Source organism: Brevibacterium sp. CS2 (genome assembly GCF_005280295.1).
GTDB classification, from domain to species: Bacteria; Actinomycetota; Actinomycetes; order Actinomycetales; family Brevibacteriaceae; genus Brevibacterium; species Brevibacterium pityocampae.
The window spans coordinates 1,727,238-1,748,441 of sequence record NZ_CP040020.1 but is presented as its reverse complement, the minus strand read 5'-3'; the positions used below and the strand labels follow the sequence as shown (position 1 = coordinate 1,748,441).

At 72.1% G+C, this 21,204-nt stretch carries 20 protein-coding genes and 1 tRNA gene; 5 read left to right on the top strand and 16 right to left on the bottom strand.

The window, feature by feature from the left end; translation table 11 throughout:
- Positions 1–21: 21 nt before the first annotated feature.
- Positions 22–93, bottom strand: a tRNA-Gln gene (locus FDF13_RS07740).
- Between the two features lie 58 nt (positions 94–151).
- Between FDF13_RS07740 and FDF13_RS07735 the strand changes: the two genes are divergently transcribed.
- Positions 152–571 carry a hypothetical protein gene (locus FDF13_RS07735; protein WP_137319142.1) on the top strand — a complete coding sequence of 140 codons (420 nt, stop codon included), beginning with the start codon at positions 152–154 and terminating at the stop codon, positions 569–571.
- Positions 572–711: 140 nt separating this feature from the next.
- Positions 712–3,165 carry a DNA helicase PcrA gene (gene pcrA, locus FDF13_RS07730; RefSeq protein ID WP_137319141.1) on the top strand — a complete coding sequence of 818 codons (2,454 nt, stop codon included), beginning with the start codon at positions 712–714 and terminating at the stop codon, positions 3,163–3,165.
- Between the two features lie 103 nt (positions 3,166–3,268).
- On the opposite strand, the gene FDF13_RS07725 is transcribed toward pcrA, so the two are convergent.
- From FDF13_RS07725 to purN, 4 genes are all read right to left on the bottom strand, one after another.
- The gene (locus FDF13_RS07725) at positions 3,269–3,466 is read right to left on the bottom strand and encodes an antitoxin (RefSeq protein ID WP_137319140.1); all 198 of its coding nucleotides are present in this window, start codon (positions 3,464–3,466) and stop codon (positions 3,269–3,271) included.
- Between the two features lie 104 nt (positions 3,467–3,570).
- Entirely contained in the window at positions 3,571–3,909 is a 339-nt protein-coding gene (locus FDF13_RS07720; RefSeq protein ID WP_247618793.1) for a hypothetical protein, read from the bottom strand.
- Positions 3,910–4,084: 175 nt separating this feature from the next.
- Positions 4,085–5,695 carry a bifunctional phosphoribosylaminoimidazolecarboxamide formyltransferase/IMP cyclohydrolase gene (purH, locus tag FDF13_RS07715; protein ID WP_137319139.1) on the bottom strand — a complete coding sequence of 537 codons (1,611 nt, stop codon included), beginning with the start codon at positions 5,693–5,695 and terminating at the stop codon, positions 4,085–4,087.
- 24 nt (positions 5,696–5,719) lie between these two features.
- Positions 5,720–6,409, bottom strand: coding sequence for a phosphoribosylglycinamide formyltransferase (purN, locus tag FDF13_RS07710; protein ID WP_137319138.1), 690 nt, complete (start codon positions 6,407–6,409; stop codon positions 5,720–5,722).
- A gap of 27 nt (positions 6,410–6,436) precedes the next feature.
- Between purN and FDF13_RS07705 the strand changes: the two genes are divergently transcribed.
- Complete coding sequence (locus FDF13_RS07705) at positions 6,437–6,889, top strand: hypothetical protein (protein WP_137319137.1); 453 nt, start codon at positions 6,437–6,439, stop codon at positions 6,887–6,889.
- Between the two features lie 40 nt (positions 6,890–6,929).
- On the opposite strand, the gene FDF13_RS07700 is transcribed toward FDF13_RS07705, so the two are convergent.
- Positions 6,930–8,147: a DUF6350 family protein gene (locus FDF13_RS07700; RefSeq protein ID WP_137319136.1), complete on the bottom strand. Its 1,218-nt coding sequence runs from the start codon at positions 8,145–8,147 to the stop codon at positions 6,930–6,932.
- A 213-nt stretch (positions 8,148–8,360) separates the two neighbouring features.
- On the opposite strand from FDF13_RS07700, the gene FDF13_RS07695 reads away from it, so the two are divergent.
- The gene (locus tag FDF13_RS07695; RefSeq protein ID WP_137319135.1) at positions 8,361–9,599 is read left to right on the top strand and encodes a hypothetical protein; all 1,239 of its coding nucleotides are present in this window, start codon (positions 8,361–8,363) and stop codon (positions 9,597–9,599) included.
- A gap of 123 nt (positions 9,600–9,722) precedes the next feature.
- Here the strand turns inward: FDF13_RS07695 and FDF13_RS07690 are convergent, their stop codons facing one another.
- The 10 genes from FDF13_RS07690 to clpS all read right to left on the bottom strand — a co-directional run bounded on the left by FDF13_RS07690 (position 9,723) and on the right by clpS (position 19,783).
- The gene (locus tag FDF13_RS07690) at positions 9,723–11,120 is read right to left on the bottom strand and encodes an amidase (RefSeq protein WP_137319134.1); all 1,398 of its coding nucleotides are present in this window, start codon (positions 11,118–11,120) and stop codon (positions 9,723–9,725) included.
- On the bottom strand, positions 11,117–12,961 hold the full coding sequence (locus tag FDF13_RS07685) for an ABC transporter ATP-binding protein (protein ID WP_137319133.1): 1,845 nt from the start codon (positions 12,959–12,961) through the stop codon (positions 11,117–11,119). The genes FDF13_RS07690 and FDF13_RS07685 overlap by 4 nt, the downstream gene beginning before the upstream one ends.
- Before the next feature lies 1 nt (position 12,962).
- Entirely contained in the window at positions 12,963–14,009 is a 1,047-nt protein-coding gene (locus tag FDF13_RS07680; RefSeq protein WP_137319132.1) for an ABC transporter permease, read from the bottom strand.
- Positions 14,006–14,953, bottom strand: coding sequence for an ABC transporter permease (locus FDF13_RS07675; protein ID WP_137319131.1), 948 nt, complete (start codon positions 14,951–14,953; stop codon positions 14,006–14,008). The genes FDF13_RS07680 and FDF13_RS07675 overlap by 4 nt, the downstream gene beginning before the upstream one ends.
- Before the next feature lie 19 nt (positions 14,954–14,972).
- Positions 14,973–16,487 carry an ABC transporter substrate-binding protein gene (locus FDF13_RS07670; RefSeq protein ID WP_254668735.1) on the bottom strand — a complete coding sequence of 505 codons (1,515 nt, stop codon included), beginning with the start codon at positions 16,485–16,487 and terminating at the stop codon, positions 14,973–14,975.
- Positions 16,488–16,702: 215 nt separating this feature from the next.
- The gene (gene rdgB / locus FDF13_RS07665) at positions 16,703–17,308 is read right to left on the bottom strand and encodes an RdgB/HAM1 family non-canonical purine NTP pyrophosphatase (RefSeq protein ID WP_175406909.1); all 606 of its coding nucleotides are present in this window, start codon (positions 17,306–17,308) and stop codon (positions 16,703–16,705) included.
- The gene (gene rph, locus FDF13_RS07660) at positions 17,308–18,045 is read right to left on the bottom strand and encodes a ribonuclease PH (protein ID WP_137319128.1); all 738 of its coding nucleotides are present in this window, start codon (positions 18,043–18,045) and stop codon (positions 17,308–17,310) included. The genes rdgB and rph overlap by 1 nt, the downstream gene beginning before the upstream one ends.
- On the bottom strand, positions 18,042–18,908 hold the full coding sequence (locus FDF13_RS07655; RefSeq protein WP_137319127.1) for an MBL fold metallo-hydrolase: 867 nt from the start codon (positions 18,906–18,908) through the stop codon (positions 18,042–18,044). Before FDF13_RS07655 ends, rph begins: the two co-directional genes overlap by 4 nt.
- On the bottom strand, positions 18,908–19,498 hold the full coding sequence (locus FDF13_RS07650) for a DUF2017 domain-containing protein (protein WP_137319126.1): 591 nt from the start codon (positions 19,496–19,498) through the stop codon (positions 18,908–18,910). The genes FDF13_RS07655 and FDF13_RS07650 overlap by 1 nt, the downstream gene beginning before the upstream one ends.
- Positions 19,499–19,783: an ATP-dependent Clp protease adapter ClpS gene (gene clpS, locus FDF13_RS07645; RefSeq protein WP_247618848.1), complete on the bottom strand. Its 285-nt coding sequence runs from the start codon at positions 19,781–19,783 to the stop codon at positions 19,499–19,501.
- 96 nt (positions 19,784–19,879) lie between these two features.
- Between clpS and FDF13_RS07640 the strand changes: the two genes are divergently transcribed.
- On the top strand, positions 19,880–21,199 hold the full coding sequence (locus FDF13_RS07640) for a nicotinate phosphoribosyltransferase (RefSeq protein WP_137319124.1): 1,320 nt from the start codon (positions 19,880–19,882) through the stop codon (positions 21,197–21,199).
- Positions 21,200–21,204 lie beyond the last annotated feature (5 nt).

Genomic DNA, 21,204 nt, shown 5'->3' with positions numbered 1-21,204 from the left:
CGACCGGCCTGCCGGACGTCGCTCCGCCTCTAGGACTCGAACCTAGACTGCACGGCTCCAAAGGCCGGCGTGCTGCCATTACACCAAGGCGGATCGGCACAGCGACGACCCCGTGCCGGGAGCCACCATTATTGCCACTAAGGTTGATCCTATGGAAATTCTTCGCGATCTTCTCGTCTTCATCCACCTGCTCGGCATGGCGATCATCATCGGCTCGTACTTCGCCAATCTGCGCGCGCCGCGAGTCGTGTCCGGAATGCTCCACGGCGCCTACCTCCAGCTCGTCACCGGGCTGCTCCTCGTCACCGTCCTCGAATTCACCGAGGGCGTGGAGATCAACCACATGAAGATCGGCATCAAGCTCGTCCTCGCGATCCTCGTCGCCGTCTTCGCGTTCATCGGCGCCCGCAAGGAGAAGGCGGCCCGCGCCGGCGCCGGCGCCCCGGCCCGCACCGACGGCTACGCCGGCGACACCGCACCGCCGGCCCCGGTCGTGCACCCCTCGGCCGCGATGGCGCACCTGACCTTCGGCGCCGCGGTGATCGCCACCGCCGTCGCCGTCTTCGTCTGATCCCTCGCCCGGTGGACGGGTCCTGCCCGATCGCCCGTCCGTCCCGGCCCACGACCGGGGACCGCCGCCGCGGCCCCCGGTCGCTTCGCGTCCGCCGGCCCGCGGCGGCCGACCTCGCCCGTGTCCGCACCGCCAGGTAGATTGCGTGTCACCATGACTTCACCGTTCGAGTTCCTCAACGCTCCCCCGCGTCCGAGCCGTCCAGCACCGCCGCATCCGCCGGTGCCCCCGCGGGCCCCTCGGCCCAGGAGCCCGCCGCCCCCGGCCCTGCTGCTCCGGCCACCGCGGCCGCTCTCGTCGAGGGCCTCAATCCGCAGCAGCTCGCCGCCGTCGAGCACACCGGCTCCCCCCTCCTCATCGTCGCCGGCGCCGGCTCGGGCAAGACCGCCGTGCTCACCCGCCGGATCGCCTACGCGCTGCGCACCGGGCGCGCCCACCCCGGCCAGATCCTCGCGATCACCTTCACGAACAAGGCCGCCAAGGAGATGGTCGAGCGGATCACCGAGCTCGTCGGGCCGGCCGCCCGCGGGATGTGGATCTCGACCTTCCACTCCGCGTGCGTGCGGATCCTGCGCCGCGAGGCCAAGGCCCTGGGGATGAAGTCGAACTTCACGATCTACGACTCCCAGGACTCCCTGCGCCTCATCACGCAGTGCGTCCGCGAGGCCGGCCTCGACTCGAAGAAGTTCACCCCGCGCTCCCTGCAGCACCGGATCTCCAACCTCAAGAACGACCTCCTCACCGCGGACGACTACGCCTCCCGGGCGCAGGAGAACAATCCTTCCGAGCAGGCGCTCGCCGAGATCTACCGCCGCTACTCCGAGCGCCTGCGCCTGGCCAATGCCTTCGACTTCGACGACCTCATCATGGAGACCGTCCACCTGCTCGACGCGTTCCCCGACATCGCGGCGAACTACCGGGCGCGCTTCGCGCACATCCTCGTCGACGAGTACCAGGACACGAACCCGGCGCAGTACCGGCTCATCCGGGCGCTCGCCGGCGCGGACCTCCCCGCACCCACCGCGGAGCTCACCGTCGTCGGCGACGCCGACCAGTCGATCTACGCCTTCCGCGGCGCGACGGTGCGCAACATCGTCGAGTTCGAGGAGGACTTCCCGCAGGCCCGTGTCATCCTCCTCGAGCAGAACTACCGCTCCACCCAGAACATCCTGTCCGCGGCGAACGCGGTGATCTCCCACAACGACGACCGCAAGGACAAACGCCTGTGGACCGACGCCGGCCCCGGGGATCCGGTGACCGGCTGGGTCGCGGAGTCCGAGCAGGCCGAGGCCCGCTTCATCACCGAGCGGATCGACACCCTCATGGACTCCGACTCCCTGACCTACGGCGACTTCGCGGTGTTCTACCGCACGAACGCGCAGTCCCGCGCGATCGAGGACGCGCTCATGCGCGCCGGCATGCCGTACAAAGTGGTCGGCGGCACCCGCTTCTACGAGCGCAAGGAGATCAAGGACGCGCTGGCCTACCTGCGGGTCATCGCGAACCCCGACGACGACGTCAACCTGCGCCGCATCCTCAACGTCCCCAAGCGCTCGATCGGCGACCGCACCGAGGCGCTCGTCGGGGCGCTCGCCGAACGCGAGCGGATGAGCTTCGCCGCCGCCCTCGACCGCGCGGAGGAGGCCCCGGGCCTGTCGAGCCGCTCGCTCGGCCCGATCACCCGGTTCCGCGAGCTGCTCGCCGACCTCCGCACCACCGCGGAGGGAGCCCCGGTGTCCCGCATCCTCGAGTCCGTGCTCGAGCAGACGGGCTATCTCGCCGAGCTCCACCGCAGCACCGACCCGCAGGACGAGTCGCGGGTGGACAACCTCGCCGAGCTCGTCGCGGTCGCCGAGGACTACGGCCGGACGAATCCCGAGGGCACGCTCGACGAGTTCCTCGAGCAGGTGTCCCTGTCCTCCGATGCGGACCAGATCCCGGATCAGGACGTCGGCGAGGTCACGCTCATGACCCTCCACACAACCAAGGGGCTCGAGTTCCCCGTCGTGTTCCTCACCGGGCTCGAGGACGGCACGTTCCCGCACCAGCGGTCCTTCAACACGAGCGCGGAGCTCGCCGAGGAGCGCCGCCTCGCCTACGTCGGCCTCACCCGGGCCCGGCAGAAGCTCTTCCTGTCCCGCGCGGAGACCCGCAGCATGTGGGGCCAGCCGACGTACAACCCGCCCAGCCGCTTCCTCAGCGAGCTCGGCGACTCGCTCGTCGACTGGGAGAGCACGGGATCGCTGAACACCTCCGGAGCCGACCGTGCGTTCTCCGGCGCCTGGTCCCCCGGTTCCCGCTCCGGCGGCGCGGGCTCCCCGGCGAACGGGTCCGGGGCGTCCGGCTCCCGCGGCGGTCGCCGCGGCGGGGCGCGCGCCGGGACGTCCCCGGGCGGGTTCCCCAACCGGATCCGCCCCAACCGCGAGGTGCCGCAGGTGGAGCCGGGCGACAAGGTCTCCCACGACTCCTTCGGACTCGGCACCGTGGTCGAGGTCGCCGGGGCCGGGGACAAGACCGTCGCCACCGTGGACTTCGGCTCGGAGGGCACCAAGCGCCTCCTCATGCGCTACGCCCCGGTCGAGAAGATCAGCTGAGGCGCGGACACAGCTCAGGGCCGGCACCTCTCGGGTGCCGGCCCTGAACGTCCGCAGATCCGCCGCCGGCGGCGCTCACGCGGTGGGGGTCAGTGGTGGAACGTCACTTCTCGTCGGCGCCGTCGTCGCCCACGCGCTGGTCGGCGGCGTCGCGGCCCTGCTGGATCTGGTCGTCGAACTTGCCGCCGCCCACACCGGAGGCCGCGTCGTGCGCCTTGTCGATGCCCTGATCGCTGATCTGCTCGCCCTTCTCGGTGTTGAGAGCGTCCTGTGCCTTGTTTCCCAGGTCTCCGAGTCCCATGGTGATTCTCCTTCGCTATCGGGATCAGGCGGGGGTCCCCCCGCCCACGCATTCATCCTGACATCGGATGCGGGCGGCTGTAAACAGTCGATCCCGGGCACCGCTCAGACGTTGGGGACGGTGACGGTGAGGGAGAGCAGCAGGACGGCGACGAGGACCATCGTGGCCATGTCGACGCCCCGGGAGCGGTTGATCCAGATCTCGCCCCACGGCGACGGCATCGCGCGCAGGCCCGCGAGCGCGAGCGGACAGGCCGCCAGCGCGATCCCGCCGAGCCGGAAGTCGACGAGGCTCAGCGCCGCGGACGCGAGGATCCACAGCAGGCAGATGAGGAGCAGCCAGTCCCGGCGGGTCGGGTTCGAGTACCGGCGGCGCCAGTAGATCCAGCGCTTCGCGATCGGGTTGCGGCCCTTCGAGGTGCGGCGCAGGGGCGGGCGTCGCACCGCATGCCGTCGTGCCGGATCGCCGCTCGCCGCCGCGTGCCGGGCCGCCCCGGTGTCCCCGGGGGCGGCGTGCACCGGAACGTGGGCGCTGCGCGCGGCGTGCCGAGCCCCGGCATCCGCCGCCCGGGCCCGCGCCTCGGCGCGGGTGCGGGGCGCCGAGGCCGCGGACTGAGGATCAGTGGAAGAAATGGCGGGTACCCGTGAGGTACATCGTGAGTCCTGCGGCCTCGGCCGCGGCGATGACCTCCTCGTCGCGGATCGACCCGCCCGGCTGCACGACGGCGGTGACCCCGCCGGCGATGAGCACCTCGAGGCCGTCGGCGAACGGGAAGAAGGCGTCGGAAGCGGCGACCGCACCGCGGGCCCGCTCTCCTCCGGCGCGCTGCACCGCGAGGTGAGCGGAGTCGACCCGGTTGACCTGGCCCATGCCGACGCCCACGGAGGCGCCGCCGCGGGCGAGCAGGATCGCGTTCGACTTCACCGCCCGGCACGCGCGCCAGGCGAATTCGAGGTCCGCGAGCGCCTGCGCATCGGCGGCGGGACCGGCTGCCAGCGTCCAGTTCTCCGGGGAATCGCCGGGGGCCTGGAACACGTCGCGGTCCTGCACGAGCAGGCCGCCGGAGATCTGCCGGAACTCGGCCTCCGGGGCGGCGGGCTCACCGAGCTCGAGCAGACGCAGATTCTTCTTCCGCTGGAGCACCTCGAGGGCGGCAGGTGCGAAGGACGGCGCGGCGACGACCTCGGTGAAGATCGGGGCGATCGACTCCGCCAGCTCGACGGTGACCTCCCGGTTGACGGCGATGACGCCGCCGTACGCGGACACCGGATCGCACTCGTGGGCGAGGCGGTGCGCCTCGGCGACGGTGTCGGCGGTGGCGATGCCGCACGGGTTGGCGTGCTTGATGATCGCGACGGCCGGGGTCCGGAAGTCGTTCGCGGCGCGGATCGCGGCGTCGGTGTCCTGGTAGTTGTTGTAGGACATCTCCTTGCCGTGGAGCTGCCGGGCGTTCGCGATCCCCCCGGCACCCGGGGAGGCGTAGACCGCGGCCTTCTGGTGCGGGTTCTCCCCGTAGCGCAGATCCGCGGTCTTCTCCACGGCGAGCCCGAAGAACCCCGGCAGCGCAGCCGTGCCGGTCTCGATTCCGTCACCTGCCGCGGCGCCGCCTGCCCGGCCGGCGATCTCGTCGCTGCGGGAGTCCTGCTCGCCGAACCACGTCGCGACGGCGACGTCGTAGGCCGCGGTGTGCTCGAAGGCGGCCTGCGCCAGCCGGCGCCGGGTCGCCAGGTCGAAGCCCGCGCCCGCGGCGGCCTCGACGACCTCGGCGTAGCGGGCCGGGTCGGTGACGACGGCGACGCTCGGGTGGTTCTTCGCCGCGGCGCGCACCATCGAGGGCCCGCCGATGTCGATCTGCTCGACGCACTCGTCGAAGCCCGCGCCCGAGGCGACGGTCTCGCTGAAGGGGTAGAGGTTGACGACGACGAGGTCGAAGGCCTCGACGCCGAGCTCGGCGAGCTGGTCGAGGTGCTCGGGCTTGCGGGTGTCGGCGAGGATGCCGGCGTGGACGCGCGGGTGCAGGGTCTTCACGCGGCCCTCGAGGCACTCGGGGAAGCCGGTGAGGTCCTCCACCGGGGTGACGTCGACCCCGGCCTCGGCGATCCGGGCGGCGGTGGAGCCGGTCGACACGATCGTCACGCCGGCGGCGGCGAGGCCGGTGGCGAGTTCGGTGAGTCCGGACTTGTCGTACACGCTGATGAGTGCGCGACGGATGGGCCGTACGGCTTCCACGGGTTCTCCTTCGTTGGGTGCGGTTCAGATCCGGCCGGCGGGCGCCGGCACGAAGCCGGTGACGCGCCGCCCGGAGACATCCAGGGGGTGCTCGGCCAGGGAGGCGAGCAGTTCGACGATGCGTGCGCGCTCGACGGCGCGGATGCGCTCGTGGAGGGTGTCCTCGGTGTCGTCGTCGCGGACGGCGACCGGGAACTGGGCGATGATCGGCCCGGTGTCCACCCCGTCGTCGACGAGGTGGATCGTGGTGCCGGTGACCTTGACGCCGTGGGCGAGCGCGTCGCGCACCCCGTGCGCGCCGGGGAATGCCGGGAGCAGCGCGGGGTGGGTGTTGATGATGCGCTGGGCGAAGCGGGTGACGAACGTCGGGCCGAGGATGCGCATGAAGCCGGCCGATACCACCCAGTCGGGCCGGTGGGCCGCGACGGCCTCGGCGAGCGCATGGTTCCAGGCGTCCCGGTCCGGGTGGTCGCGGGGGGCGACGACGAAGGTGTCGATCCCGGCGCGCGCCGCCCTCTCGAGTGCTCCGGCGGAGGCGGTGTCCGAGCCGACGGCGACGATCTCCACGCCGCTCGCGGGCCCGGTCGCCGCACCATCGCTGCGGCCGGAGGCCGGGCCGGGTGCGGCCGCGCCGGCGGGATCGGGGACGACGAAGGCGTCGAGCACGGCCTGGGTCAGGCTGCCGGATCCGGAGGCGAGGAGAACACAGCGCACGCGGCCATTCTATGCCAGACTGAACGGGTGAGCCCCGTCGACCAGAAACCCCGCACCGAGCCCGACCGGACCGAGGACGCGGAGACCCGCGCGGCCGCCGCGCGCAACCGCGAAGGCACGATCCTCGCGCTGTTCTTCGGCGGGGCGCTGCTCGCCACGACGTTCCCCCTCCCCTATCGGATGGCCGCCGGCGTCTTCGCCGTCCTCGCCCTCGTGTGGGTGGTCCGCTACTTCATCGCCGGCGCCCGGACGAAGAAGAAGGGCAGCTGGATCGTCCTCGGGATCCTCGCCGCCCTCAGCTGCCTCTACATGCTGCTGGCGACCCTCGGCACGATCGCCATCTGGCCGGTGCAGGCGCAGTACGAGACGTGCATCCGCGAAGCGATCACCGAGCAGGCCTCCGTCGGCTGCACGGCGGAGTACAACTCCGGGCTCTCCACCTGGTTCGAGAAGACGACCGGACAGCCGTACCCCGGCTGACCGCTCAGAGCGCAGCGGGCCTCGATGCAGCGTGCGGCGCTCAGTCCGCGGCGCGGCCCCGCCCGGCCAGGCGCACCAGTCCCCAGCCGATCGCCGCTCCCAGTGCGATCTCCCCGGCCACCGCGAGGGCGAACAGCACCGGCTGCAGGCCGAACCCGGCGAGGCCCCCGGGGCCCACGGCCCCGGACGCGAACAGGCCGACGAACAGTCCCGCGAGCAGCATCTCGATCCCGATCACCGCGACCGCTCGCAGATCGACGAGGTGCCAGGCGGGCCGCCCGATGACCGCGACGATCCCGCACAGCACGACGGCGAGCGGGACGAGGACGAACGCCCCGGCCGGGTCCTGGGGCACCGCGGCGAGCACGGGGAACCCGGCGACGGGCACCTCGACCGCGGTGAATGGTGAGGCGAGCGCGCCGGAGGCGAGGACGACGCCCGCCCCGGAGGTCCAGGCGAGGCCGAGCACCACGAGTGTCGGGGCGAAGAGGAGCTGGACGGCGGTGAGGCCGACCGCCGCGGCGGTGGCATCGGAGTAGAGCGCGAGCACGGAGGCCGCCTGCTCCCAGCGCAGCGCGAGCGCGGCGCCGAGGGCGAGCAGGCCCACGACGAGCGCGGCGAGCCCCGCCCTCCGGAACACCGCATGGCCGGCTGCCAGCGCCTCGGCCCAGTGCGGCCCCGCCAGGTCGCGCACCCGGGCGCGCACCGGCTCGGCGTCGGGCCGCCATCCGAAGCCGAGCAGCACCGCGCTGCCGACGAGCACGATGATCCGGGCGAACCCGAGCACGCTCGCACCGATCGCTCCGAAGCCGAACGCGAGCACGAGGACGAGCAGGAGGTGGGTGCCCGCGAGCACGGACCCGGCGATGAGGCGCGGGCGGGTGAGCACCAGTGGGGCACCGGCGGCGGCGAGCCGCTCGTTGGCGTGCAGTGCGCGCCGGGTCCGGCGCGCGGCCTGGAGCACGAGCAGCCAGACGAGCAGCGTGAGCGAGGTGGGCGGCAGGGAGTGCCGATGCGTCTCGAGGTCGGCGTTCAGACCGTGGACGACGCCGAGCCCGGTAGCCGCCCAGGCGGCGATCGCGGCGAGCGGCCGCTGCTCGGCGATGCCGATGAACCACGCGACGGCGGCCAGGAGGAGAGCGGTGAGGACGAGCAGGAGGAGCACACGGGCGCTCTCGAACAGTCCGATGACGGCCGGGTGCCGCCCGATCATGCCCGGCGCCCGCCCGGAGTCCGCTGGTCCCTTCACCCATGCCATGATGCCCGAACCGTCATGGGATGTTGCCGCTTCGACACACCCCGGTCCGGGCCTCCGTGATAATTTTGATCCCAGTGTCCCATGCCCCCCGACAACTGTGAGGAACGGATCCTGATGAGCTCCGGAAGCAATCTCCCCCCTGGCTCCCCGGGCGATCCCCGCGGTCCGCAGGGCTGGCAGCAGCCCGGCCCCCCGGCGAAAGGCCCCGGTGGCGTGCCGCCGCGTCCCGGCTACTCGCCGCAGGGCGAGTCCGGCGGCGGCTGGGGACAGCCGGAGCACGGCACCCCTCCCCCGGCCTACTCCGCCTCGGGACCGGCCCAGGGGTCCCCTCCCCCGGCCTACTCCGCCTCCGGCCCCGGTATGGGTGCCGCCGGTGCGACACCGCAGCCGGCACCGGCCCCGGGTTACGTCCCGCCCGAGCAGCAGCAGGCGAAGAAGAAGTCGAAGCTGCCGCTCATCCTCTCGCTCACCGCCGTGGGCGTCGTCATCCTCCTCGTCGTCATCGGCGCGATCGTGGTGAATTCGGTCAACCGCTCGCAGTACGGGCCGGACACCGTCGCGCAGGAGTACCTCACCGCGCTCGAGAACCAGGACATCGCGGCGGCGAACGAGATCGCCGCGCCGACCGTGCCCGACGGTGCCAACGAGCTGCTCCTCGACCCGAAGTTCGCCGCGGCCTCCGAGGACGTCATCACCGACGCGACGGTGGAGAACACGACGATCAACGGCGACACCGCCACCATCGACGCCGTCTACACGCTCGGCGGCCAGCCGCACGAGCTCACCCTGACCGCGAACAAGGAGGGCCGCCAGGGCCTGTTCTTCGACAACTGGGTGCTCACCGGCCCGGTCCTGCAGACGATCGCGGTCGAGCTGCCCAAGATCGAGGGCGCCACGGTCAACGGCGAGGAATTCAACCCCGAGGAGGGCGGCCGCACCGAGTATGCGGTGATGCCCGGCACCTATGCGGTGGCGACCCCGGAGAGCAAGTACTTCCAGGCCGGATCGGATCAGCTCACCGTCGGCTTCTCCCCCACCGAGCAGCCGCAGCCGGCGTCGATGACCATCGACGTGCAGGCCACCGACGCGTTCAGCACCGACGTGCAGAAGGCTGTCGAGGACGCGCTCAACGAGTGCGCGAAGAAGAAGGACCTCGAGCCGGAGGGCTGCCCGTTCGGCATCGGCGGCACCGACTCGCGGACCGGCGTCGAGGCGCTCGACGACGGGGTGGACGGCAGCGTGGACTACACGATCAGCAAGCAGCCCAAGGTCTCCGCGACGATGAGCTCGGATCTGTCCGCCGGCTCCTTCTTCACCTCCTCGCTCGGCAAGATCGAGTTCACAATGGACTCCAAGACGCAGGGCAAGGGAGCGTGGACCGGCAGCGGTGACCTCAGCGTCTCCGGCTCGGTCGCGATCGAGGGGGACGCCGTCTCGGTCTCGTTCTTCTGATCGGCCCCAGCGCTTCGGGCCCGCACCTCGCGGGATGAATGCAGCGGCGGCCCCGGCCATTCGGCCGGGGCCGCCGCTGCGGTCTCGGGGAGCGCTGCCGCGCACGATGGTCCGCGGCCGCGGTCAGCCGACGGTGCGCTCCGGTGCCGCGATTTCGGCGGAGCGCTCGAACCACTCCGCGGCGGCGAGCACCCCGGCGTCGTCGAAGCGGCGGCCGGCGAGCTGCAGCCCCACGGTGCGCCCGTCGGCCGTGTACCCGGCGTTGACGCTCGCCGCCGGCTGCTCGGACATGTTGTAGGGCACGGTGAAGGAGATGTGCCCCATCGGCTGGTCGGGGTCGTTGAAGGGCATCGGCCACTCCGCCGGGAACGCCGCCACCGGCGCGACCGGGGACAGCACGAGGTCGAAGGGCTCGGTCGCCGCGACGGTCGCCTGCCGCATCGTCTGGATGCTCTGGTAGCAGCGGAGCAGCTCCGCGCCGGGGACATCGGCACCGGCGGTGCACCAGCGGGCCACATAGGGCAGGATCCGGCGCTGGTCCTCGATGTCGAGGCCGTGGTAGTCGACCCAGGAGCGCACCCGCCAGAACCGGTCGACGTCGACGAGCAGCTCCTCGGACATGAACGGCGCGATCCGGGTCACCTGCGCCCCGGCGTCCGCGAAGCGCTGCGCGGCGGCGTCGACGACGGCGGCCACCTCCGGGTCGGTGGGCATGCCGCACCCCGCCTCGGTGTGCACCGCGACGCGCAGGCCGCTGACGGAGAAGTCCGGCACCCGGTAGTCCCCCGAGTAGGGCGGGAGCTGGGAATAGTCGCGCGCATCGGGCCGTCCGATCACCGTCATCGCCGCGCGCAGGTCGTCGACCGTGCGGGCCAGCGGCCCGGCGCAGCGGCCCAGGTAGGGGGCGTCGAGCGGGATCCGGCCGAAGCTCGGCTTGAGGGTGGCGAGGCCGAGCCAGGTGCCGGGGAGCCGGATCGAGCCGCCGATGTCGGAGCCGATGTGGATCGGCCCGTAGCCGGCGGCGGCCGCCGCACCCGCCCCGGAGGACGAGCCGCCGGTGGTGAGGGCCGGGTCGAGCGGGGACCGGGTGATCCCGTGCCGGGAGGACACCCCGGAGGACAGCATCCCCCAGTCGGGCATCACCGTGGAGCCGACGATGATCGCCCCGGCCTCCTCCAGCCGCTCGGTGATGGGAGCGTCGTGGTCGGCGGGCTGCGGGTCGCCGGCGGCGTGACCCGAGGGCATCGCCACACCCTTCCGGGCGATGTTCTCCTTGATCGTCACCGGCACCCCGTCGAGCGCGCCGCGGGGCTGCCCGGAGCGCCAGCGGGCGCCGGATTCCTCCGCCCGGGAGCGCGCGGCGGCGAGGTCCTCGTGCCACAGCGCGTTGATCGTCGGTTCGCACGCGGCGATCCGTTCGGCGACCGCGTCGAGCACCTCGCCCGGGGAGAAGTCGCCGGCCTGGTAGCCGGAGCCGAGCTCCGCGGTGGAGAGGTCGGCGAGAGTGCGGGGGAAGGTCATGGTCGCTCCCTGGGGTCGGATCCGGCGTCGGCGAAGACTGCCGCGAGGGTCGGGGTGGCGGCGACGAGGTCGGCCGTGTACGGGTGCTGGGGGTCGGTGTAGATCTCCTCGACGGGGCCGGACTCCACGATCTCCCCGCCGCGCATCACCGCGACGTCGGAGCACAGGTGGCGCACGACTCCGAGGTCGTGGGAGACGAACACCAGGGTGAGCGCGTACTCCTCGACGAGGTCGGTGAGCAGGTTGAGCACCTGCGCGCGGACGGAGACGTCGAGTGCGGACACCGGTTCGTCGGCGACGAGGATCCGCGGTCGGCACACGAGTGCGCGTGCGATCGAGATACGCTGCCGCTGCCCGCCGGAGAACTGGTGCGGGTAGCGCTGCGCGGAATCGGCGTCGAGGCCCACCGCCTGCAGCACGTCGGCGACGCGGGAGCGCCGCTCGCCGGCGGCGACGCCCATCGGGACGAGCGGCTCGGCGATGATGTCGGCCACCCGCATGCGGGGGTCGAGGGAGGCGAAGGGATCCTGGAACACGATCTGCAGATCCTCGCGCATCCGGCGCAGCTCGGCTTCCCCGGCGGAGCCGACCTCGACGTCGCCCACGCGCACGCGCCCGCTCGTCGGGGTGTCGAGCCCGGACAGGATCTTGAGCAGGGTGGATTTGCCGGAGCCGGACTCGCCGACGATCCCGAACCGTCGGCCGGCGGGGATCGAGAGCGAGATCCCGCCGAGCGCGGGCACCTCGTCGGCGCGTCCGAACAGCGAGGACTTGGTCCGCCGGTAGGTCTTGACGAGGTCGGTGACCTCGATGAGCGGCGCATCGGGATCGGCCGAGGTGCCCACTCCCCCGCGCGTCGCCTCGCCGGCCGGAGTGCTCGTCGCCGCGCCCGTCGTGCGGCCCGGGTCGCTGTCCGTATCGCTGCCCGCTTCGGCGCCGGAGTGGTACTGCGCGGCGGTGGCGATGGTGAACAGGCGGCCGCGTGCGTCGGTGGCGGTGAGGTCGGAAGCGGCGAGGAGTCCGCGCGTGTACTCGTGCTGGGGGTCGGTGAAGATCTGTTCGCTCGTCCCGGACTCGACGAGCTCCCCGCGGTACATCACCATGACCCGCTCGCACACCCCGGCGACGACGGCGAGGTCGTGGGTGATGAACAGCAGCCCGGTGTTCTCCCTCTCGACCGCCTCGCCGATGAGTTCGAGGACCTGCGCCTGGACGGTGACGTCGAGCGCGGTGGTCGGCTCATCGCAGATGAGCAGGCGGGGCGAGTTCGCCAGTGCCATGGCGAGCATGACGCGTTGGCGCTGGCCGCCGGAGAGCTGGTGCGGGAAGGCGCGCGCGGCGGCTGCGGGGTCGGGCAGCCGGACGCTGTCGAGCAGCTCGACGGCGCGCTCCCGGGCGCGTGCGGCACCGGCGGTGCGGTGGATGCGCATGACCTCGGCGACCTGGTCGCCCACCCGCATGAGCGGGTTGAGGGCGCTCATCGGCTCCTGGAACACCATGCTCATCTCCCGGCCGCGGAGCCGGGCGAGCTGCGATTCGGACTGCTGCAGCAGGTTGCCGGAGCCGCCTGCGAGCGCGATCGAGCCGCGCGCGGTGAGCTCCTGGGGCAGCAGGCCCATGATCGCCTGCGAGGTCAGCGATTTGCCCGACCCGGATTCCCCGATCAGCCCGACGCGCTCGCCGGCGCCGATGGCGAACGAGGTGGGGTGGAGCAGGGTGCGCCCGCCGGCGCTGATCGTCAGGTCCTCGACGGCGACGAGCGGTGCGTCCGCGGTGCTGTCCGTCGTCGCGGGGCCGCCGTTCGCGGTGTCGCGGGCCGCGGGTGTGTGCGGTGTGCTCATCTCACTCCCGTCCTCGGAGCTTGGGGTCCATCCGGTCGCGCAGTCCGTCGCCCAGCAGGTTGAAGCCGAGCACGGCGATCGCGATGAACAGGCCGGGGAACAGTGCGAGCTCCGGCCGGGTGCCGAGGAACTGCTGGGACTCCTGGAGCATCCGGCCCCAGGACGGGGTGGGTGCCTGGGTGCCGAGGCCCAGGAACGACAGGCCGGCCTCGGCGAGCACGGCGAGCGCGAACGCGACCGAGCCCTGGACGACGACCATCCCGGCGATGTTCGGCAGCACGTGGCGCGCGGCGATCGCCGGCGCACGCCGGTTCGCAGCGCGCGCGGCCATGACGTACTCGGTGCTCATCACCTGCATCGTGCCCGAGCGGGCGACGCGGGCGAACCCCGGGATCGAGGCGATGCCGAGCGCCACCATCGCCGGTCCCGTGCCCGGCCCGTAGACCGCGGAGAACACGATCGCGAGCAGGAGCGCCGGGAACGCGAGCAGGAGGTCGTTGCCGCGCATGATGAGCCCGGAGAGGATCCCGCTGTTCGTCATCCCGGCGATGATGCCCAGCGGTACGCCGATGAGCATCGCGATCGCGACGGACACGATGCCCACGAGCAGGGTGATCCGGGAGCCGTACATGATCCAGGTGAAGGTGTCGCGGCCGTACCGGTCGGTGCCGAACCAGTGGTCCCCCGTCATCCCCTGCAGGCGGTCGTCCGGGACGGCCTGCGTCGGGTCGTACGGGGTCCACAGGTAGGACACGAGCGCCATGAGGACGACGATCCCGACGAGCACCACCCCGATGACGAGCGAGGCGTTCCAGCCGACCCGCTGCCGGGCGGGCGCCGCCGGGCCGGTCGGATCGGTGCTGTCCGGGTCGGTGCCGTCCGGGGCCGTGCGGTGCTGGTCCGCGCCGTGCTGGTCGGTGCTGCGAGGGTCGTTCCCGTTCGGGATCGGACTGCGCGGAGCTGACCCGGCCGTCGCGGCGGGAGCGGTGCGCGCCGCCGCCGACGGTTCGGGAGCGGCGGGGTCCGGGTGCTGCGGTTCGGGGGTCATGCGGCCCTCCTGACACGCGGGTCGAGCACGCTGTAGAGGAGATCGACGATGAGGTTGAGGAGCAGGACGAGGACGACGAGCACCATGACGATGCCCTGCACCGTGAGGAGGTCGCGGTTGGACACGGCGCGGACGAGCTCGGAGCCCATCCCCGGCAGCACGAACACCTGTTCGATGACGACGGCGCCGATGAGCAGCGTGGCCAGCTGCACGCCGGCGACGGTGACGACCGGGATCGCGGCGTTGCGCAGGCCGTGCTTGACGAGCGCGCGGCCGGCGGTGAGCCCCTTGGCGCGGGCGGTGCGGAGGAAGTCCTCGCGCATGACCTCGAGCACGGCCGAGCGCACGTAGCGGGTGAGGATCGCGGCCTGCACGAGCGCGAGCGCGGTGACGGGCAGGACGAGCCGCTCGAGGAACTCCCCGATCCCCTCGATCGGGGCCCGCCAGCCGCTCGACGGGAACCAGCCGAGGCCGAGCGAGAAGATCATCACCAGGATGATCGCGGCGAGGAAGTTCGGGATCGCGATGCCCACCTGCGAGGCGCCGGAGATCGCCACGCCGGCGGCACGGTTGTGGAACACCGCGGCGGCGGTGCCGAGCGGCACCGCGATGAGCAGCGCGAGCGCCATCGAGGCGATGACGACGATGAGCGTGACCTGGATCGAGTCCGAGATCACCGGGGTGATGTCGGCCTCGGTGACGTAGGAGCGGCCGAAGTCGCCGATGACGACCCCGCCGATCCAGTCGAGGTACTGGACGACGAGGGGGCGGTCGAGCCCGTACTCGGCCTCGAGCCGGGCGACCGCCTCGGGTGTGGCGTTCGTGCCGAGCGCCACCTGCGCGGCGTTGCCGGGCAGCACCTGCATGAGGGCGAACACGATGATCGAGGCGATCCAGGCGGTGAGGAGGAACTGGAGCACCCGGACGAGGACATAGCGCAGCATCGGTGTCAGGATCCCGCCGTCAGCTCCACGAGAGCGTGGCGATCGGGAACGCGTCGGACACCCAGTTCTCCGGCAGGCCCTGCACCGCGGGGTCGGCGACGATGAGGTTGGGGAAGAGGAAGGCGAAGCCGGCTCCGGCGTCCTCGGTGATCGTCCGGGCGACCTCCTTCATGCCCTCGACGTACTCCTCCTCGGTGCCGGCATCGGCCTGCGCGGCGAGCTCGTCGATCCGGGTGTGGTCGTAGCCGGTGTAGGACCCCTCGCCGAACACGGTGAGGATGTCGCGTGCCTCGACGTGGTTGATCACCGACATGTCGTAGTCGTGGTTGGTGAAGGTCCGGTCGAGCCACACCGCCGGGAACTCCTGGGACTCGATCGTCGCCGACAGACCGGCCTCCTCGAGCTGGGACACGACGATGTCGCCGATCGCGGTGGCGTACGGGAGGTTGGGCACCGCGAAGCGGATCTCCTCGCCGGCGATCCCGGCCTCCTCGACGAGCTCCTGGGCCTTCTCCACGTCGTGCTCCCACACCCCGGTGAGGTCCTCGTAGTAGGGGTCGGTGGGCGGCACCATGCCGCCGATGAGCGTGCCGTAGCCGCCCCAGGCGGTGTCGAGGATCGTCTGCTCGTCGATCGCGTAGAGGACCGCCTCGCGCGCCTTCTGGTCGGCGAACACGCCGTCGGCGTTGTTCATCGAGAGCACGACCTCGCCGTTCGAGGTCCCCTCGATGACCTGGAACTCGGTGGACTCGAGCTCGCCGGCGAGCTCGGGGGCCTGGAGGTTGCCGATGACGTCGACCTCCCCCGAGCGCAGCGCATTCGTCGCGGCGACGGAGTCGCGGAAGTATTTGAAGGTGACCTCCTCGAGCGCCGGGGCCTCGCCCCAGTAGTCGTCGCGGGCGTCGAACACGATCTCCTGGCCGCGGGTGAAGGCCGAGACCTCGAAGGGTCCGGTGCCGACGGCCTGGTTCGCGAGGTCGTTGACGGCGTCCTCGCTGAACACCGCACCGACGAGCGAGGCGAGGTCGAACAGCCAGCGGTTCGAGGGCTGGGTGAGCGTGATCGTCACGGTGGAGTCGTCGGGCGTCTCGATGCTCTCGACGATGTCCATCTTCGTCTTGAGCTGGTTCTGCCAGGCGTCGGACTTCACGCGCTCGTACGAGAACTTGACGTCGGAGGAGGTGAACTCGTCCCCGTTGGAGAACGTCACCCCGTCCTGCAGGTCGAAGGTGTACTCGGTCCGGTCCTCGCTGACCTCCCAGCTCGTCGCGAGCGCGGGCTGGAGCTCACCGGACTGGTCGATCCGCACGAGCGATTCGTAGACGTTCTCCATGAGCGCCTGCGGGATGGCGGCACCGGCTGTCGTGGTGAAGTCGAGGTTGACCGGCTCCGCGGTGTGCGCGACGACCATGTCGGTGCGGGACTCGCCGCCCTCGCCCTCACTCGTGCTGCTCGCGCCGGCGCTGCATGCGCTCGCGGTGAGCGCGATCGCGGCGGCGGCCGCCAGGGTTCGAATAACGCGACGATGTCCCATGGATCTCCTCATTCTCACTGTGCCCGCGGCGATGCCGCCGCTGCCGGGCGCACCCGAGTGCCGAACGATCGTTCGGCCAGTCTGGATCACAGTGTAGCGGAGATCACGTCCTGGTCAGCAGGGTGATCGCAGAATGTCGGGCCGCCGCCGGCGCTCGCCGTGCGGACAGTCGACGCCCGCCGTCCCGACGGTGTGGGCAGGCGGCCGGCGCAGCCTCAGCGCAGCGCCGGCGGGAGGTCCGCGGCGAGAGCGGTGAGAGCGAGGAACCGGTGGGACCGGGCGTTCTTCTCCGCCGCGGTGAGCTCTGCGGCGGTGCGCTCCTCGCCCTCGGGGACGAAGATCGGGTCGTAGCCGAAGCCGTTGTCCCCGCGCGGCGAGCGGATGAGGCGGCCGGTGAACCGGCCCCGGTGCACCCGCTCCGCCCCGTCGGGTCCGACGTAGGCCGCGGCGCAGACGAAGGCCGCGCCGCGGTGCTCATCGGGCACGTCGGCGAGCTGGTCGAGGAGCAGCCGGAGGTTCGCGGCGTCGTCGCCGTGGCGGCCGGCCCAGCGGGCGGAGAAGATCCCGGGCGCCCCGCCGAGCACGTCGACGGCGAGCCCGGAGTCGTCGGCGATCGCCGGCAGCCCGGAGGCCGCGGCCGCCGAGTGCGCCTTGAGCAGGGCGTTGGCCTCGAAGGTCACGCCGGTCTCGGCGACCTCGGGCAGGTCGAGGTCGGCAGCGGTGAGCACCTCGACGTCCTCGCCCAGCGCCTGCCCCAGGATCGCGGAGAGCTCGACCCGCTTCTTCTCGTTGCGGGTCGCGAGCACGAAGCGCCGGGTCATCAGCGCTCCAGCGGGGCGGCGAGCGCGGTGCGCTGGATCTCGGTGAGCCGGGCGCAGCCGGTGGTCGCGAGGTCGAGCATGGTGCCGAGCTCGGTGCGGTCGAACGGCGCGCCCTCGGCGGTGCCCTGCACCTCGACGAAGGCGCCGGAGCCGGTCATCACGACGTTCATGTCGGTCTGCGCGGTGGAGTCCTCGACATAGGGCAGGTCGAGGACCGCGGTGCCGTCGACGATCCCCACGCTCACCGCGGCGACGGAGTCGGTGAGCGGGTCGACCGCGGCGGGGATCCAGCCGCGACTGCGGCCGGTGGAGATCGCATCGGCGAGCGCGACGTAGGCCCCGGTGATCGCCGCGGTGCGGGTGCCGCCGTCGGCCTGGAGCACGTCGCAGTCGAGCTGCAGGGTGTTCTCCCCGAGCGCCTTCATGTCGACCACCGCGCGCAGCGCGCGGCCGATGAGGCGGGAGATCTCGTGCGTCCGGCCGCCGACCTTGCCCTTGATCGATTCGCGCGCGCTGCGGGTGTTCGTGGCGCGCGGGAGCATCGCGTACTCAGCGGTCACCCAGCCGCGTCCCTGGCCCTTGAGCCAGCGGGGCACGCCCTCGGTGAGTGAAGCCGCGCAGAGCACCCGGGTGCGCCCGAACTCGACGAGCACGCTCCCCTCCGCATGGTCGAGCCAGCCGCGGGTGATCCGCACCTCGCGCAGCTCGTCGACTGCGCGTCCGTCGGGTCGTGTCATCGGGTCTCCTCGAAGGTGGGCCGGCCGGCGGCCGGGATGGGGTCGATGGTCCAGGCGCCGCCGGGGGCGGCGACGCCGATCGGGCCGGCGAATTCGGCCGCGGCTTCGGCGCGCACGGTCCCGGTGTCGGTCCACGGCGGGATGTGGGTGAGGACGAGCGCCCGTGCCGCGGCCGCGGTCGCGACCCGGCCGGCGCGCAGGCCCGTGAGGTGGATGCCGCGCACCGTGTCGCGGTCCTCCTGGAACGCCGCCTCGCACAGGAACACGTCGGCGTCCCGGGCGGCGGCGACGAGCGCCTCGCACTCGTCGGAGTCCCCGGAGTAGGTGAGCACGCCGCCGTCGGGCCCGGTGACCCGCAGGGCGTAGGCCTCCACCGGGTGATCGACGAGGAAGGACTCGATCGCGAAGGGCCCCACCTCGAAGCGGGCCCCGGGCGTGATGTCGTGGAAGGCGAACACCGTGGTGAGGTCGGTCTCGTGCGCCTGCTCGGCGCACGGGCTCAGCCCCGGGTCGGTGTGGTAGGCCGCGGCGAGCCGCCGCTCGGTGCCGGCCGGCCCCCACACCGGGAGCGGGGCGCGCCCGCCGCCGGGTTCCCCGGTGGTGAAGAAGTGATCGGGGTCGTAGCAGCGATGGACGTAGAGGCCGGTGACGTCGAGGCAGTGGTCCGGGTGGAGGTGGGTGAGGACGACGGCGTCGATCTGGGCCGGAGAGCAGTGGGCCTGGAGCGCGCCCAGCGCACCGCTGCCGAGGTCGAGCAGGATCCGGTGCGTGCGGCCGCCCGCCTCGGCTTCGAGGAGGTAGCAGCTCGCCGCCGAGGTGGGTCCGGGGAACGAGCCCGAGGTGCCGATCGCGGTGAGCCGCATCAGGGGTCCTCTTTCTCGGGTGGGGTGAGGGAGTCGAGCAGGATCCCGGCCAGGCGCTCCTGCGCCCAGGTCAGGAAGTCGTACACGGTGACGAGCATCGCCTCGCTGTCGGGCAGCTCCTCCTCGCGGGCGTAGAGGTCCTCGAGGTCGGCGTCGGTCTCGAGACCGAGCCGGCTCGCGACGACGAGCCGCACATCGGTGAGCGCGGTCAGCCATGCGCGCTGCGCGGGACCGTCGAGCTCGACGCGGCCGCTCGCCCCGAGCGAGTGGAGGGCGATCCGGAGATTGGCGAGCTTGGACTCGCGGAGGTCGAGGTCGGTGAGGCGGCGGAACTCCGCGGAGCGCTCGGGATCGTCGGGGTCGACGTCGGGCAGGAGCCGCAGGAGTGCGGGGTCGGTGGGGCGCTCGACCTCGCCGCCCATCCCGACGAGCCGGGCGAGCTGCTCGGCCTCGCTGAGCTCACCGGCGTCCCGTCCCTCGTCATGGCCGAGCAGGGCGGCGGTGTCGGAGAACACGGAGACGAAGACGCTCTTCTCCGCGCTGCTGAGATCGAGGCGGGCGGTGCCGCGGGGTCCGGGGGTGATCTTCACTCAGGAGTCTCCCTGGTCGGCCCGGCGACAGGCGGCCCACAGGCCGAACCCGTGCATCGCCGCGGTGTCGCGCTCCATCTGCTCGCGGGAGCCGGTGGCGACGACGGAGCGGCCGTCCTCGTGGACCTCGTACATGAGCTTCTCCGACTTGAGGCGGGAGTAGCCGAAGTAGCTCTGGAAGACGTAGGTGACATAGCTCATGAGATTGACCGGATCGTTGAACACGATGGTCACCCAGGGGGTCTCCGGCCGGGTCCCGGTCCGGACCTCGACCTCAGGTTCCAGTACGGCCTGGGAGCCCGCGGAGGTGGATGTCACCCGTCCACTGTAAGCGATCCCGCGCAGCTCGACGGCCCGGAAGTGTGCAATAGGATCGTCCTTATGAGTGATCTCACACCCTCGTCGCCGTCGACGGCGCTATTCACCGACCACTACGAGCTCACCATGCTCCAGGCCGCGCTCGCCGCGGGCACCGCGCAGCGACGCAGCGTGTTCGAGGCGTTCGGCAGACGGCTGCCGCACGGTCGCCGCTACGGTGTGGTCGCCGGCACCGGTCGGATCCTCGAGATGCTCCGGGACTTCCGCTTCACGGGTGAGGAGATCGACTTCCTCCGCAGCACGGGCGTCGTCGACGCCCCCACCCTCGACTGGCTCGCCGACTACCGGTTCAGCGGCACGATCCGCGGCTACGCCGAGGGCGAGGTCTATTTCCCCGGATCGCCGCTGCTGTCCGTGGAATCGAGCTTCGCCGAGGGCGTCGTGCTCGAGACCCTCATCCTGTCCGCCCTCAACTACGACACCGCGGTGGCCTCGGCGGCCTCCCGGATGAGCGGCGCCGCCGGGGACCGGCCGTGCGCGGAGATGGGCTCGCGCCGCACCCATGAGGCCGCCGCCGTCGCCGCCGCGCGCGCCGCCGTCATCGCCGGTTTCGCCTCGACGTCGAACCTCGAGGCCGGGCGCCGCTACGGCCTGCGCACGATCGGCACCTCGGCCCATTCCTTCACCCTCCTCCACGACACCGAGCGGCAGGCCTTCGCCGCCCAGGTGGACTCGCTCGGGAAGGACACGATCCTCCTCCTCGACACCTACGACGTCGACACCGCGCTCGACACCGCGATCGAGATCGCCGGCCCGGAGCTCGGCGGGGTGCGGCTCGACTCCGGCGACCTCGGGATCCAGGCCCACGAGGTGCGCGAGAAGCTCGACGCGCGGGGGGCGCGGAACACCAAGATCACCGTGACGAGCGATCTCGACGAGTACGCGATCGCCGCGCTGCAGGCCGCCCCGGTCGACGCCTACGGGGTCGGCACCCGCGTGGTCACCGGCTCCGGCGCACCGACGGCGAGTCTCGTCTACAAGCTCGTCGCACGCCAGGGAGCCGAAGGCACCTGGGTATCGGTGGAGAAGGCGTCGAAGTCCAAGGCCTCGCACGGCGGCATCAAGCAGGCGGTGCGCAGCTACGACGGGTCGATCGCGACCGAGGAGTCGATCGGTGTTCCCGCTCTCCCGGCGGACTTCGACGGCCGGGCGCTGCTCGTCGACCTCGTCGTCGACGGGGAGATCGACGACGCGTTCACCGGGGCCGAGGGCGTGCGCCGCGCGCAGGTGCGGCACGCGGAGTCCGTCGGCGAGCTGCCGCGCTCGGCGCATCGCCTGCAGGACGGCGAGCCGGCGATCCCCACGGTGTACTACTCCGGCTGAGCCGC

Bases quoted from the DNA above. Each gene is read 5' to 3' on its own strand.
- FDF13_RS07735 (WP_137319142.1), top strand. From the start codon at position 152: ATGGAAATTCTTCGCGATCTTCTCGTCTTCATCCACCTGCTCGGCATG.
- FDF13_RS07725 (WP_137319140.1), bottom strand. From the start codon at position 3,466: ATGGGACTCGGAGACCTGGGAAACAAGGCACAGGACGCTCTCAACACC.
- FDF13_RS07700 (WP_137319136.1), bottom strand. From the start codon at position 8,147: ATGGCATGGGTGAAGGGACCAGCGGACTCCGGGCGGGCGCCGGGCATG.
- FDF13_RS07690 (WP_137319134.1), bottom strand. From the start codon at position 11,120: ATGACCTTCCCCCGCACTCTCGCCGACCTCTCCACCGCGGAGCTCGGC.
- FDF13_RS07685 (WP_137319133.1), bottom strand. From the start codon at position 12,961: ATGAGCACACCGCACACACCCGCGGCCCGCGACACCGCGAACGGCGGC.
- FDF13_RS07680 (WP_137319132.1), bottom strand. From the start codon at position 14,009: ATGACCCCCGAACCGCAGCACCCGGACCCCGCCGCTCCCGAACCGTCG.
- FDF13_RS07675 (WP_137319131.1), bottom strand. From the start codon at position 14,953: ATGCTGCGCTATGTCCTCGTCCGGGTGCTCCAGTTCCTCCTCACCGCC.
- FDF13_RS07670 (WP_254668735.1), bottom strand. From the start codon at position 16,487: ATGGGACATCGTCGCGTTATTCGAACCCTGGCGGCCGCCGCCGCGATC.
- rdgB (WP_175406909.1), bottom strand. From the start codon at position 17,308: ATGACCCGGCGCTTCGTGCTCGCGACCCGCAACGAGAAGAAGCGGGTC.
- rph (WP_137319128.1), bottom strand. From the start codon at position 18,045: ATGACACGACCCGACGGACGCGCAGTCGACGAGCTGCGCGAGGTGCGG.
- FDF13_RS07655 (WP_137319127.1), bottom strand. From the start codon at position 18,908: ATGCGGCTCACCGCGATCGGCACCTCGGGCTCGTTCCCCGGACCCACC.
- FDF13_RS07640 (WP_137319124.1), top strand. From the start codon at position 19,880: ATGAGTGATCTCACACCCTCGTCGCCGTCGACGGCGCTATTCACCGAC.